This window comes from Pseudomonas abietaniphila, assembly GCF_039697315.1.
In the GTDB taxonomy this organism is placed as follows: Bacteria; Pseudomonadota; Gammaproteobacteria; order Pseudomonadales; family Pseudomonadaceae; genus Aquipseudomonas; species Aquipseudomonas abietaniphila_B.
In genome coordinates, this window is sequence record NZ_CP155619.1 from 4,298,361 (window position 1) to 4,311,999 (window position 13,639).

Sequence of the window (13,639 nt, forward strand, 5' to 3'; positions counted from 1 at the left end):
AGGAAGTAAAATCCGCAATTTGGGCTTTTCAGGCTCTAATCAGCCCATGACAAAGCCTACTGCTTTGCCGCATCATGTATCTGTTTTGTACAAGGATCGTCGCGAAATGCATCCGATCCAGTCGTAGAGATACAAAAAACAGAATTATGACTGAGCAAATGACTCCAGACATTCGGCCCAAAAATGATTCGATGCCTCTCGTATCGATCATTGCGCCCTGCTACAACGCAGAAAAGTATCTGGACGTTGCCTTGGCGAGCATATTCGCCCAGGACTATCCGAACGTTGAAGTCATCATCGTCGACGACGGGTCCACCGATAACAGCGTGCCGATGCTTCGGGCACTGCAAGGTCAGTACGACTTCCAGCTTTATTCCCAGGCCAATCAAGGCGTCAGTGCTGCCCTGAATCACGGGCTGCGGTATGCCAAGGGCGAGTACGTGTGCACGCCTGATCTGGACGACATCATGTTGCCGTCGTCGGTACGTCTGCGTGCCGATTACCTGAGTCAGCACCCGGAAGTGGGCTGTGTCGGCGCGCTGATCATTTACATGGACTCAGAGGGCAACGACACCAAGTCGCAGAAGCTGGCCGGCATTCAGAAACTCAGCTTCGACGAAATCCTGGGTGAGGCGCTCGTCGTAGGCGCCCCCGTTTCGCTGTACCGGATGGACGCATTGAAGACCGTGGACTTCTACGATCCCGAGATCAAGGTCCAGGATTTTCAGATGACCCTGAAAATCGCCAGCAAGGGTTATGAGGTGCACGTGTTGCCGGTGAGCGTCACCCGGTATCGACGCCACCCGAACAACCTGTCGCGCCGCTACAAAGTCCTGTTTGACGCGGACATGCGCACCATCGCGCCTTATCGCTCGCATCCGGCCTATAACCGGGGACTGACCGCGATCATCAACAAGGCACTGAAATATGCCGTGGTCAGCGACAAGAAGTACGCCTGGACGCTGCTTCGCTCGATTCCGTTGAGGCAGTTCAACCGGACCACTTTTCGTCGCTTCAAGCGTCTTCTGTTGCATCGCCAGAGCAGTTGATCCGCCCTTGTCGTGCCCGCTTCAGCTCACGGACCCCGCATGAAATTCTTCGAACTCCTGAAAACCCGCAAAACCAGAAAGCACCTGCGCAGCCTCGACAAACTCGAGCGCGCCCCGGAAAAGATCCGCCTGCGTTATCCGCACTATGTGGTGGGCACGGGCACCTACGGCATTCCGGAAGTCTTCGAGTTCGGCGACGACACTATCCTGCGGATCGGTTCCTACACCTCGATCGCGGCGGGCGTGAAGATTCTGCTGGGTGGTGAACACCGCACCGACTGGCTGACCACCTATCCATTCCCGGCCATGATGAAGGGTCTCGAAGACATCAAGGATTACGCCCCAAGCAAAGGTGATGTCGTCATCGGCAGTGATTGCTGGATCTGCGCCGACGCCACGATTCTGTCCGGTGTGACCGTTGGACACGGCGCGATCGTTGCCGCCGGCGCAGTGGTCACCCGCGACGTGCCGCCATTCGCCGTTGTAGGCGGTAATCCCTGCAAGTTCATTCGCTGGCGTTTCGAAGAAGACGTGCGTGAACAACTGCTCGAAGCCGCTTGGTGGGACTGGCCGATGGAAGAAGTGAAGTCGGTTGCCCGAAACCTGTGCGGACCCGATCTGGATGCCTTCCTCTCGTACGTCAGGGCGCGCAAGGCGGCATGACCCGCTGATTGTAGAAATAGGACAAACCCTCGCAAATCATCATTGCGACGGCTCTAAATCGGGTATTTCAAGAGAGTGACATCATTTTGGAATCGTTTTTTTGCATAATGGCTGAAACGTTTCTCCAACATGCTGGTTATTGACTCAAAGGAATGCCCCATGAACCTCAGATCCCTCAATATTGCGCCACGGGCGTTGCTCTGTTTCGGCTTCTTCGCACTGTTGGTCACCGTGCAAGGTGTGTTTTCGCTGTGGCAATCGGCCGCCTTGAAGCAGGCTCAGGAAGTCGTCGAGACGACCGTGCTGCCTACCGTGCAGCGCATTGGTGACATTGGTAACAACCTGACCTCCATCCGCCTGTGGAACTCGGTTGCGCGGACCGCGCCGGATGCCGAGACCGAAAAGCAGGCCAGGCAGCGTGTCAGTCAGGCGCGTGATGACTTGCAGGGCAACGTCAACAAGCTGAAAGCGTTGTTGCCATCGGCTGAGGGGCAGAAGATTTACGCGGACCTGCAGGCAGCGTTGGCCAGCTACCTGAGCGTGCATGGGCGTTTTCTCGATGCGGTCGAGCAAAAGCGCAATGACGTCGTCAACTCGCTGGTGTCTGCCAGTGGTGAAATGACCCAGGCGGCCGATTCACTGAACAAGATCATCGCTCAAGCAAGCCAGTTGACCGACCAGAAAGTGACCGCAACCGCTCTGGCCGCGAACGCGACCTACGTGCAGGCGCGTAACGTCACCCTCGCCACGATTGTTGTCGCCTTGCTGGCAACCCTCACACTGGCGGGCCTGTTCACCCGCAGCCTGAGTGCCCCGATCGCCAAAGCGTTGAGTGTGGCCGAGCGTATCGCCAGTAATGACTTCAGTCATCCCGTTGAAACGGACGGTCGGGATGAACCTGGTCGTTTGCTCAAAGCGCTGTCCATCATGCAGGACAACCTGCGGCGTACGGTCATGCAGCTGAGTGATTCCTCCAACCAGCTCGCGTCGACCTCCGAAGAAATGTCGGCCGTGACCCACGACGCCATGCAGGGCGTTCAACGGCAGAACGATGAGATCAATCAGGCTGCGACCGCGATCAACCAGATGAGTGCGGCAGTGGAGGAGGTGGCGCGCAATGCTGCGCAGGCGTCGGTGGCGGCGCGTGATTCCAGTCAGTCGGCCGAGAATGGTCGCCGTCGTGTCGAAGAAACGGTCACTGCGATCACCGAGCTGCACGGTGCAGTAGGTTTCACGGCGACCGAGATTGACGGTCTGGCGGGTCAGGTCAAAGGCATCAGCGGCGTACTGGACGTCATTCGTGGCATCGCTGAACAGACCAATCTGCTGGCGCTCAATGCCGCGATCGAGGCTGCACGGGCCGGGGAAGCCGGGCGTGGATTCGCCGTGGTCGCCGATGAAGTACGCGCCCTGGCGCACAGCACTCAGCAATCGACGGCCGAGATCGAGCAAATGATCACTTCGATTCAAAGCGGCGCGGGCAAGGCCGTCACCGCGATGAGCAACAGCAGCGACCGGGCGCAGGCCAGCTTGAAAGTGGCAGAAGCTGCGGGTCAGGCGCTGGCCGAGATCACCGCAGCCATCGTGCAGATCAACGAACGTAACCTGGGCATCGCCGCAGCGACCGAAGAACAGGCCCAGGTCGCTCGCGAAGTGGATCGCAGCCTGACGAGCATCCGGGATCTGTCGAACCAGACCGCCGCCGCAGCCAGTCAGACGTCAGGCGCGAGCGGCGAGTTGTCGCAACTGGCGGTTGGCCTGAACGGGATGGTGCAGGTGTTCCGGGTTTAAGGTTTCGGCACCGGATCGCCCTGAGAACCGGTGTCATCCTTTATGTTTGGGGTCGCTTCCTTGGCTGGCCCCAGCACGATCGCCAGGTGCCTCAAGTCGTCGATTTCCACGCTGACGCTTTTGCCCGACGGGCTGGCTGCCAGCGTTCCCAAGGCGAACACAGTAAAAAACCGCACCTCGTCCGAGTGGCTGAGCAACTCGCTGATGTAGCGACTGGAGCGGTACGCCTGCATCTGGGCGGGCGAAACGTACAACGTCACCGGCTTGCCCTGTAGCCGATCAAAGAATTTGAACTTGAACCCCGTGCCATATCGCTCCACCAGACCGCCGCCGTACAGCACGCGTCGCTCATCCTCCAGCCTGGCAAACTTGATGTGGCGGAACCAGGAACGCAGCGTCACCTCACCCTGACCCGGAATGCGCAGCGTCAGCAAGGCGAACTCTTCCTTGCTGAGGGTGGCCTGTGCCTGTCGGAAACTGTCGACCAGGCGCTCCAGGTTGTTGGTGCGGGTTTCGGTGGGCTGTTTGGTGTTCGAGGTGGTTGAAGACGGAGTCGTGCTCGCGGGTTTTTCTTCGGGCGATGGTTCGGATGTGTCAGTGGAGGAGGCAGGCCGGGTTCTTTCCTTCAGCGCTGGGTCGAACACATCGATGTAATCGTCCAGCTTGCGCTTGACCTTGCGCAGGGCGGTTTCCGCCTCGGTCTTCTCAGGGCCGGGCTTGTCCTCGGCCACTTCAGCCTCGTCGACCCACTCGCAATCGGCATGGTGCTCGTAATTGGGGTTGGCGCGAAAGTGCGCCGCCACAAAAGTCGGATGCTCCTGTGGCTTCACGTCATAGCGCACACCCGTGATCTTCACGCCCTGCGCACGACACGGCTCGGACGAACACAGGAAGTTGAACCGCGCGCGGGGTGGCTCTTGGGAGAAGTATTCACGACGCGCCGCCACGATCGACAGCTCCTGCTGCAACTCGACACAGAACGCGCGGGTGATGCTTTTGCGGGTCTTCATGACAGCGGCCGGGTCCTGTGCCGAGGGATCATGCCGGGATGATGCTGAATCGCCAGTGATTAGCACAACCCCAACACAACATTACTCAGCCGGAACCGCCAGCCATTCGCCCACCACCTTCTGATACGCGCCGGTTGCCTTGCTCAGATGTAACCACTGATCGACGTAGCTCTTCCAGGCGACATCGTCACGCGGCAGCAGATACGCCTTTTCGCCATATTGCATATAACGGGAAGGGTTGACCGTGCACAGCCCCGGCATGCGCTTCTGCTGGTAGAGCGCTTCCGACGCATCGGTGATCATCACGTCGGCCTTCTTGTCCAGCAACTGCTGGAAGATGGTTTTGTTGTCATGAAAAGACAGCGACGCCTTGGGCAAGTACGCCTTGGCAAACGCCTCGTTCGTGCCGCCCTGAGGTTCAATCAAACGGACCTCGGGCTGGTTGATCTGCTCGACAGTCTGGTACTTCGGCTCGTCTTCACAGCGCACCAGCGGCACCTTGCCGTCGATGTCCAGCGTGCTGCTGAAGAGGGCCTTTTTCTGCCGTTCCAGCGTCACCGAAATACCACCGACCGCGATGTCACACTTGCCCGCCGTGAAGTCCGGCATCAGGTTTTTCCAGGTCGTCGGCACCCACTGCACCTTTACGCCAAGGCTCTGGGCCAGCGATTGCGCCAGTTCGATATCGATGCCTTCGTATTGCCCATCCGGTTTGAGGAACGAATACGGCTTGTAATCGCCGGTGGTACAGACCGCGAGCTCACCCTTCTGCTGGACCGCGTCCAGATGCGACGCCGTCTCGGCGGCCTGCGCGTGAGTGACGCTGGCCAATCCCAACAACAGGCTGGCGGTTAAGCATGTCTTCATCGTGTCGATCCCTGTGAGTCGGTTGTGCGTATCGTCGTTATAGAGGGGCTTCCGGCGGGTGGGAAGCGTAGAAGCGGTCCGCTTTATATACAACCCGGGTAGTAAATATGTAGTGCCATAGCTTGGCGGGCGTTCAGTACGATTGCGCTTTGTCTTCGATCGGATACACTCATTTATGTACACCGTTCTGCAAACCGAGGCGTTTGTGAGTTGGCACACCGGGTTGCGCAATACTCAGGCGAAGCTTGCCATCGTCCGTCGTATAGACCGGATTTCCACAGGAAATCTTGGGGACGTCAAATCAGTTGGGGGCGGCGTCTCGGCAATACGTTTGAACATCGGGAGTGGCTACCGGGTTTACTTTACGTTCCGAGACGGCGTCTGCATCGTTTTGTTGGCCGGTGGTGACAAAGCCAGCCAGTCTGCAGATATTCGTTACGCCCGAATACTGGCAAAGAGGTTAGAGCATGAGTAATAAACTGATTCCCTTCGATGTCGCGTCATTTCTGGAAACGGACGAAGCGATTGGTGAATACCTGACCCAGGTGCTGTCCGACGGAGACAGCGAAGAGTTCGTCAGAGCGATCGGTTATGTGGCCAAGGCACGTGGCATGTCGAATGTCGCGCAGGCTACGGGGTTGGGGCGCGCAAGTCTGTACAAAGCGTTGTCGCCAGGTGCTAAACCGCGCTTTGACACCGTCGTGAAGGTCATGCACGCCCTCGGGGTCGAGCTTCGTGCAAGCGCGACCGGTAGAGGCAGCGTGTAGTCCCGTACGCGCAATGAGCGTCAGTTTCCAAGGGAGCGCGCGGCTTTGACTTTAGCCCGATGATGCCGATAAAGCGCCACCCCGGCCGCCAATACAACCACACCGATGAAAATCGGCAAACGGTAAGGCTTCAGGTTCCCCAGCAGATGCTGCAACGCCTCGCCGGCCCAGTAACCCGCCATCACAAACAGCGTCGCCCACACGGCGGCGCCCAGTAGATTGATCAGCGCGAAGCGAATGGGCGAGAGACGACTCGCGCCGATCACCAACGGCCCGACGAGACGCATACCATAGAGAAACCGCACGGAGAAAACCGACGCGGTAGGGTAGCGCTTGATCAAGTCGGAAACCCGGTCGATGGCCGATTGCTGTCGGTGCAGCTTAGGCAGGATCCGCGGGCCGAAGTAACGCCCGATCCAAAACAGAATCTGGTCCCCCAGCATCCCGCCCAGGGTCGCGATGAGGATGACGTCCAGCAGGTGGAGGGACGTCTGGTGAGCCGCCAACCCTCCCAGGATCAGAATGGTTTCGCCTTCCAGCAGGCAGCCAATAAATACGGCCCAGTATCCGTAGTTGACCAGCAGATAATTAACGTCGACGTGTTCGAACATGAGCTCCAGCGGCCTCGGAAAGGGGTTAGCCGCAGGGTCATCCGGCGGAAGGCATGCCGTTCGACCAAACCTGAACGCCAACAGTTCTATCGCGCTTCAACGTCGAGCAGGGTCACTCGCTGTACTCAGCCTCCAGCGCCGCCAGGTCTTTTTCGATCACCTTCATCAACATTTCCCACTCCCCCTGAGTGCGTTTCAGGGCCTCGCCTTCGCGAGAGTAGAGGAAGTCGATGATGTTGGCGGTTTCCTTGGCCTTGGTGGTCGGGCGGAAGGCGTCCATGCTCAGCACGCGCGCCAGCATGTCCAGTTCCGTGGCGTGGTTGACCCACTGCCAGTCATCCTTGATCACCACCTTGTCGATGAGGATGCACTGCTTCTTGAAGTTGCGCAGGCTCGCGCCAAACGGGCTGGCCGCCAGCAACGAAGTAATGCGCGACCCTTCGCTGTTGGCCTTGTCCACTGCATTGGGGCCGAAGAACCACTCGTTGAAACTCAGCTCGATTTCGCGAAAGGCGACGTTGGCATCCCAAATGATGCCCAGCGCCTTGTTGTGAATGATCTCGTTCTTCCACGCTCGGTACGCCTTGAACGCCAGGCCCACCAGGCCTATCGCCGCGAGCGCCTGCACCAGCGCGGAACACGAATTGATGACGTCATACGCGCGCGCCGACCCTGAGAAGCCGGCACCGGTGTAGGACTCGTAGAACACCGCGCCGGTCATCGCTGCAAGAGCGAACAAGGCGCAATAAAACCCGAACGCATAAGGATCTTTCATTGTTGTTTTTATCCGATCAGCGAGGTTAAACGTTTGGTCCATTCGCTCTGGATCAGTCAATTTTCAGGCTAGTTGAGAACTGGGGTTTTGCAGGGGCGAGGGGATGAAAAAGGGCAGGTGGTTGAATCCGGGCTCAGAGCAAAACCGGACACGCCAACCCTATCCGTTCTCCCTCGACGACTTGGGAAAACTTGCTTTGTCCGAAAGACAGGCAATCAGATGGTCATACACCAACCGGACTCTGGGCGGCACCGGCCCTGACTGGGTGCGGTACACAATCAAGTCCACCGTCGGCGGCGCGCAGTCGGCGAGCACCTCGACCAGCAAGCCGTCACTCAGATGAGGCTCCGCCAGATAGTGCGGCATCTGCGCGAACGCCAGCCCGGCCAGTACAAACTCCAGTTCTGTTTCCGGGTCATCGCAGCTGAACGCAGGGGAGGGCGGCAAATAACTCTCACCGTCCGAAAAGAACCATGGCCACGGCCTGCCGTTGTTCCGGTCGATCAGCACCGACAGCGGCAACGGCTTGAGCGCCTCCATGCTCGACGGTGCGCCCACCGCTGCAATCAATGCAGGGGCCGCCACGATCTTCAACGGCACCTGCGCCACTGCCCGCGCGATGAATCGCCGATCACGCACCGCCCCGATACGGACCCCGATGTCGATCCGCGACAGCACCGCATCCGTCAGTTGGTCATCCAGATTCAACTCGATTCGCAACCCGGGATGCTGTTGCATCAGCGGCTTTAGAAACTCCGCCATATACAGCTTGCCGATGGCATGGGGCGCGGTGATCCCGACACGGCCAACGATCTCGGCGCTCTTCGGTTTTGAGTGAGACACGAACAGCCGGTCAAACTGATTCAACGTCTCCCGCGCCTGCTGCGCGATCTCTGCCCCGAACGCCGTGAGCGTCGCCTGTCGTGTGCTGCGATGAAAGAGCGGCTCGGCAAAGGTGCGCTCCAGCTCCTTGATCGCCCGCGTCACCTTCTGCGGCGATGTCCCCAGCCGATGCGCAGCCTCACGAAAGCTCGGCGCTTCCACCGCGACCAGAAAGACACGGAGCATTTCCATGCGATTGAGCATTGATCGGGATCCTTGTTGCGACGTTGAGATGAAGAGCGTGTTCCAGAAAGTGGAATTCTCAAAGCCAAACTCTTCCATTTTCTGAGCAGAAGATCCACTGCAAACTCCTGCTCAACCACCTCCCACCCTCTGCAGGAGATTCACCATGAGCAACGGTATCCAAGGCAAAGTCGTCGTCATCACCGGCGCGAGCAGCGGTCTGGGCGAATCAACCGCCCGCCATCTGGCCAAACTCGGCGCCAAAGTCGTCCTTGGCGCACGTCGTCAAGAGCGCATGGACGTCATCGTCCAGGACATCAAAGCCACAGGCGGCGAAGCATCGGCCTACACCGTCGACGTCACGCGCCGGGAAGATCTGACCGCGCTGGTGGAAAATGCCATCAAGGACTTCGGCAAAGTCGACGTCATGATCAACAACGCCGGCTTCATGGCCATCGCGCCCATCGCCGAACTGCGCGTCGACGAGTGGGACCGCATGATCGACATCAACGTCAAAGGCGTGCTCTACGGCATTGCCGCCGCGCTGCCGAAATTCGAAGCCCAAGGTTTTGGCCACTTCATCAACATCTCGTCCGTGGCCGGCATCAAAGTCTTCAGCCCGGGCGGCTCCGTCTACAGCGGCACCAAATACGCCGTGCGCGCCATCTCCGACGGCCTGCGCCACGAAGTCGGCGGAAAAATCCGCACCACCACCATCGAACCCGGTGCTGTGGACTCCGAACTCAAATTCGGCAGCGGCCACCAGCCAAGCGCCGACGTCGTGAAAGAGTTCTACAAACAAGCCATCCCCGCCGAATCCGTCGCCCGCGCAATTGCCTACGCGATCGAACAACCGGGCGATGTCGACATCAACGAAATCGTCCTGCGCCCGACCTCGCAGGATTTCTGATCCAGTGAGCGGGGTTGCGACAGGCCCGCCCCTGTCGCAACCCACGCAATGCTCGCGCCCCCTGCAATAGATCGTCTCAAGAGTCACCCCTGTAGGAGCGACCGGGGTGGCGTTCCACCTTGCCCGCGATCTGCCGAGAACCGGCAACAAAACCTGTGCATGCGGAGTACCAGGCACAATCAAGTCGCCTGATTCTGCCCGGAAGACGTAGGAGCGCGCTTGCCCCGCGATCTGCCGGGAACCGGCAGCAAAACTGTGCATGCAAAGTACCGGGCACAATCAAGTCGTCTGATTCTGCCCGGAAGGCGTAGGAGCGTGGCTTGTCCCGCGATCTGCCGGGAACCGGCAGCAAACCCTGTGCATGCGGAGCACCAGGCACAATCGAGTCGCCGTTTCTGCCCGGAAGGCGTAGGAGCGCGGTTTATCCCGCGATCTGCCGGGAACCGGCAGCAAACCCTGTGCTCTCGGAGTACCAGGCACAATCGAGTCGCCTGGTTCTGCCCGGAAGGCGTAGGAGCGTGGCTTGTCCCGCGATCTGCCGGGAACCGGCAGCAAAACCCGTCAACCTGTCCCTACCAGGCAGACCTAGATCCAAAGGTACTTGTAGGACGTTTCTGAATTTCCGCCGTCGGGTTGTCGACGAACAATGCCCACGTTAGCCTCCCCGCCGTCGTTGTGATCAGCGACCGGATTTGACGATCTGAGACTAAGGCGCACAGCGCTCCAACTATGCTTTGAGCTATTACGCTTGCAGCACGTGTTATGGCAGCTGTGCGTCGGAGACCTTCGGGTCTGCCGGTAGCCTTAGGCCGGTTCGTCAACCTTCGCACAGCTGCCACCTAATGTTTGACGACATTGGAGCCAGCGCTAACTAAGGAGCTTCACCCATGCAGGTATCGCATCAACCCAAATCCCCACCCCCATCGCTAACCCCGGAAAGGGAAACCAGGCGATGACCGACTGCTTCGAACCTCAAATCTTCATCCGCCACCACCGCCAACTCCGCGCTTTCCAGCTCGAAAACCAAGCCTGGTTCTGCCTCCAGGACACCGCCCGCCTCATGGGCAAACCCCTCGACGAACGCGCCACCTACAAACTCGATCCAGACCAACGCCGCACTGCCTGGCTACACAGCAACGGCCAATGGAGCAAACAACTCCTCATCAGCGAATCCGGCCTCTTCGCCATGCTGGTCCACCACTACGTCCCCGAAAACCGAGCGTTGAGGCATTGGCTGACCCACGAGGTATTGCCAGCGTTGCGTGACAAGGCCGAGCCGCATTCGCCCAGTATGGACGCCATGAAATGGTCGGGATGTTCGGTGGGGTTACTGCAATGGCAGAGCGACTATTGGGTGCGGTTAAGGGACATGCCCGAACTCATGGTCGAGCGGAGTGCGAAGCGTAACGTCGTCCGCGATGGCTGGAAGAGCGTTTTGAGCAGATGGCGAGATAAGTTGATCGGTAGATGATGGTGGGGCGAGGGGGTATTTGAGGGGACGCATGCGCAAATAGCGGGCATTGGTGTCAGGGAAACGTGCCCATAACGATCCGGATTCTGGACGGGAAGATAACCCCGCTCACCTCATCTACAAATCCTGCCCACAAAAAAACCGGCTCAAATCTGGCCGGTTTCTCTGTGCTTCAAGCTACGTAACCACTTGAAGGTGTTGCTGTTTGGTGCCCCGAGGGAGACTCGAACTCCCACTCCTTTCGAAAACGGATTTTGAATCCGCCGCGTCTACCAATTCCGCCATCAGGGCTCAATGGCGGCGAAGTATAGAGACGCTCCTACCGTTGGTCAATCATGTTTCATGGTCAATTTTCACTTATTCGGCTAAACTTCCCGGCCCTGCTAGACGAACCCCATCATGCGTGTCGCTGACTTTACCTTCGAGCTCCCTGATTCATTGATCGCTCGCCATCCTTTGGCGGAGCGACGCAGCAGCCGTTTGCTGACCCTCGACGGGCCAAGCGGCGCGCTGGCACACCGCCAATTCACTGATTTGCTGGAGCATTTACGCCCCGGCGATCTGATGGTTTTCAACAATACCCGGGTGATTCCGGCCCGTTTGTTCGGGCAGAAAGCCTCGGGCGGCAAGCTGGAAATTCTGGTGGAGCGGGTGCTCGATCAGCACCGCGTGCTGGCGCACGTGCGCTCCAGCAAGTCGCCTAAAGCGGGTTCGACGATCCTTATCGATGGCGGTGGCGAGGCCGAGATGGTCGCGCGCCACGATGCGTTGTTCGAGCTGCGTTTTGCCGAACCCGTGCTGCCGTTGCTGGAGCGCGTCGGGCACATGCCGCTGCCTCCTTATATAGATCGCCCGGATGACGACGCCGATCGCGAGCGTTATCAGACCGTGTACGCGCAGCGTGCGGGTGCGGTGGCGGCGCCGACGGCGGGGCTGCATTTCGATCAGACGATGATGGGCGCGATTGCCGAGAAGGGCGTCGAGACGGCGTTCGTGACGCTGCACGTCGGCGCGGGGACGTTCCAGCCGGTGCGCGTGGAGCGGATCGAAGATCACCACATGCACAGCGAATGGCTCGAGGTCACGCAAGACGTGGTCGATGCCGTTGCCGCGTGCCGCGCCCGTGGCGGTCGGGTGATCGCGGTCGGTACGACCAGTGTGCGTTCGTTGGAAAGCGCGGCGCGCGATGGCGTGCTTAAGCCGTTCAGTGGCGACACCGACATCTTCATCTACCCGGGGCGGCCGTTTCATGTGGTCGATGCCTTGGTCACCAACTTCCATTTGCCTGAATCCACGCTGTTGATGCTGGTTTCGGCCTTCGCCGGTTACCCGGAAACCATGGCGGCCTACGCGGCAGCGGTGGAGCACGGTTACCGCTTCTTCAGTTACGGTGATGCGATGTTCATCACCCGCAATCCCGCGCCGACTGCCCCTGAGGGTTCAGACCCTGTGGACTCGGCCTCAGAGGATCAAGCATGAGTCGCACCTGTCGTATGTCGTTCGAGCTGTTGGCCACTGATGGCAAGGCTCGTCGTGGTCGTCTGACCTTTCCCCGTGGCGTGGTCGAAACCCCGGCGTTCATGCCGGTCGGTACCTACGGCACGGTCAAGGGCATGCTGCCTCGGGATATCGAAGCCACGGGTGCGCAGATCATCCTCGGCAACACCTTTCACCTGTGGCTGCGTCCAGGCACTGAAGTGATCAAGGGCCACGGCGACCTGCACGATTTCATGCAGTGGAAAGGGCCGATCCTGACCGACTCCGGTGGTTTCCAGGTGTTCAGCCTGGGTGCCATGCGCAAGATCAAGGAGGAGGGCGTGACCTTCGCTTCTCCGGTGGATGGCGCCAAGGTGTTCATGGGCCCGGAAGAGTCGATGCAGGTCCAGCGTGATCTGGGCTCGGACATCGTGATGATTTTCGACGAATGCACGCCGTACCCGGCGGACGAAGACGTCGCGCGCACCTCCATGGAATTGTCGCTGCGTTGGGCCAAGCGGTCGAAGATCGCCCACGGCGAAAACACGGCGGCGCTGTTCGGCATCGTTCAGGGCGGCATGCATGAAAACCTGCGCATGCGCTCGCTGGAAGGCTTGAACGAGCTCGACTTTGACGGCCTGGCCATTGGCGGTCTGTCGGTGGGCGAGCCCAAGCACGAAATGATCAAGGTGCTGGACTATCTGCCAGGCCGCATGCCGGCTGAAAAACCTCGTTACCTTATGGGTGTAGGCAAGCCGGAAGACCTGGTTGAAGGTGTGCGCCGCGGAGTCGACATGTTCGACTGCGTGATGCCTACGCGCAATGCTCGCAACGGTCATCTGTTCATCGACACCGGTGTCCTGAAGATTCGTAATGCATTTCATCGCCACGATGAATCGCCTCTGGATCCGACCTGCGATTGCTACACCTGCAAGAACTTCTCCCGCGCTTATCTGCATCACCTGGACAAGTGCGGCGAAATGCTGGGGAGCATGCTCAATACGATCCACAATTTGCGGCATTACCAACTGCTTATGGCTGGTTTGCGCGAGGCTATTCAACAGGGTACATTGGCCGCCTTTGTCGACACGTTCTATGCCAAACGCGGGCTTCCCGTGCCGCCGCTGGACTGAATGACATCCGGTCTTACCGCTTCTTATTATTAAAATTATGCAACTGGAGTG

The 13,639-nt window shown here is 59.1% G+C and carries 14 protein-coding genes and 1 tRNA gene; 9 read left to right on the forward strand and 6 right to left on the reverse strand.

Features of this window, described 5'->3' with window-relative positions:
• Positions 1-146: 146 nt before the first annotated feature.
• The 3 genes from ABDX87_RS18945 (at position 147) to ABDX87_RS18955 (ending at position 3,503) form a co-directional block, all read left to right on the forward strand.
• On the forward strand, positions 147-1,049 hold the full coding sequence (locus tag ABDX87_RS18945) for a glycosyltransferase family 2 protein (RefSeq protein WP_431061164.1): 903 nt from the start codon (positions 147-149) through the stop codon (positions 1,047-1,049).
• Between the two features lie 39 nt (positions 1,050-1,088).
• Positions 1,089-1,712 (forward strand): CatB-related O-acetyltransferase, encoded by a 624-nt coding sequence (locus ABDX87_RS18950; protein ID WP_346829257.1) that lies wholly within the window; start codon positions 1,089-1,091, stop codon positions 1,710-1,712.
• Positions 1,713-1,871: 159 nt separating this feature from the next.
• Positions 1,872-3,503, forward strand: coding sequence for a methyl-accepting chemotaxis protein (locus ABDX87_RS18955; protein WP_346829258.1), 1,632 nt, complete (start codon positions 1,872-1,874; stop codon positions 3,501-3,503).
• On the opposite strand, the gene ABDX87_RS18960 is transcribed toward ABDX87_RS18955, so the two are convergent.
• Complete coding sequence (locus tag ABDX87_RS18960; RefSeq protein ID WP_346829259.1) at positions 3,500-4,513, reverse strand: ATPase; 1,014 nt, start codon at positions 4,511-4,513, stop codon at positions 3,500-3,502. The genes ABDX87_RS18955 and ABDX87_RS18960 overlap by 4 nt on opposite strands.
• Before the next feature lie 81 nt (positions 4,514-4,594).
• Positions 4,595-5,380, reverse strand: coding sequence for a transporter substrate-binding domain-containing protein (locus ABDX87_RS18965; RefSeq protein ID WP_346829260.1), 786 nt, complete (start codon positions 5,378-5,380; stop codon positions 4,595-4,597).
• Between the two features lie 175 nt (positions 5,381-5,555).
• On the opposite strand from ABDX87_RS18965, the gene ABDX87_RS18970 reads away from it, so the two are divergent.
• Both ABDX87_RS18970 and ABDX87_RS18975 read left to right on the forward strand, forming a co-directional pair.
• Entirely contained in the window at positions 5,556-5,855 is a 300-nt protein-coding gene (locus ABDX87_RS18970; protein ID WP_346829261.1) for a type II toxin-antitoxin system RelE/ParE family toxin, read from the forward strand.
• A complete protein-coding gene (locus tag ABDX87_RS18975; RefSeq protein ID WP_346829262.1) occupies positions 5,848-6,147 on the forward strand; it encodes an addiction module antidote protein in 300 nt (99 codons plus the stop codon). Before ABDX87_RS18970 ends, ABDX87_RS18975 begins: the two co-directional genes overlap by 8 nt.
• Before the next feature lie 20 nt (positions 6,148-6,167).
• Here ABDX87_RS18975 and ABDX87_RS18980 read toward each other — a convergent pair whose 3' ends face one another.
• The 3 genes from ABDX87_RS18980 to ABDX87_RS18990 all read right to left on the reverse strand — a co-directional run bounded on the left by ABDX87_RS18980 (position 6,168) and on the right by ABDX87_RS18990 (position 8,697).
• On the reverse strand, positions 6,168-6,758 hold the full coding sequence (locus ABDX87_RS18980; RefSeq protein ID WP_346829263.1) for a DedA family protein: 591 nt from the start codon (positions 6,756-6,758) through the stop codon (positions 6,168-6,170).
• A gap of 112 nt (positions 6,759-6,870) precedes the next feature.
• On the reverse strand, positions 6,871-7,533 hold the full coding sequence (locus tag ABDX87_RS18985) for a hypothetical protein (protein WP_346829264.1): 663 nt from the start codon (positions 7,531-7,533) through the stop codon (positions 6,871-6,873).
• A gap of 159 nt (positions 7,534-7,692) precedes the next feature.
• The gene (locus ABDX87_RS18990) at positions 7,693-8,697 is read right to left on the reverse strand and encodes a LysR family transcriptional regulator (RefSeq protein WP_346829265.1); all 1,005 of its coding nucleotides are present in this window, start codon (positions 8,695-8,697) and stop codon (positions 7,693-7,695) included.
• 67 nt (positions 8,698-8,764) lie between these two features.
• On the opposite strand from ABDX87_RS18990, the gene ABDX87_RS18995 reads away from it, so the two are divergent.
• A complete protein-coding gene (locus ABDX87_RS18995; protein WP_346829266.1) occupies positions 8,765-9,508 on the forward strand; it encodes an SDR family oxidoreductase in 744 nt (247 codons plus the stop codon).
• 952 nt (positions 9,509-10,460) lie between these two features.
• Complete coding sequence (locus ABDX87_RS19000; protein ID WP_346829267.1) at positions 10,461-10,979, forward strand: BRO-N domain-containing protein; 519 nt, start codon at positions 10,461-10,463, stop codon at positions 10,977-10,979.
• Positions 10,980-11,185: 206 nt separating this feature from the next.
• Here the strand turns inward: ABDX87_RS19000 and ABDX87_RS19005 are convergent.
• A tRNA-Leu gene (locus ABDX87_RS19005) sits at positions 11,186-11,270 on the reverse strand.
• Positions 11,271-11,378: 108 nt separating this feature from the next.
• On the opposite strand from ABDX87_RS19005, the gene queA reads away from it, so the two are divergent.
• Both queA and tgt read left to right on the forward strand, forming a co-directional pair.
• Positions 11,379-12,458: a tRNA preQ1(34) S-adenosylmethionine ribosyltransferase-isomerase QueA gene (queA, locus tag ABDX87_RS19010; RefSeq protein ID WP_346829268.1), complete on the forward strand. Its 1,080-nt coding sequence runs from the start codon at positions 11,379-11,381 to the stop codon at positions 12,456-12,458.
• Between the two features lie 14 nt (positions 12,459-12,472).
• Complete coding sequence (gene tgt / locus ABDX87_RS19015; RefSeq protein ID WP_175500231.1) at positions 12,473-13,588, forward strand: tRNA guanosine(34) transglycosylase Tgt; 1,116 nt, start codon at positions 12,473-12,475, stop codon at positions 13,586-13,588.
• Positions 13,589-13,639: the final 51 nt, after the last annotated feature.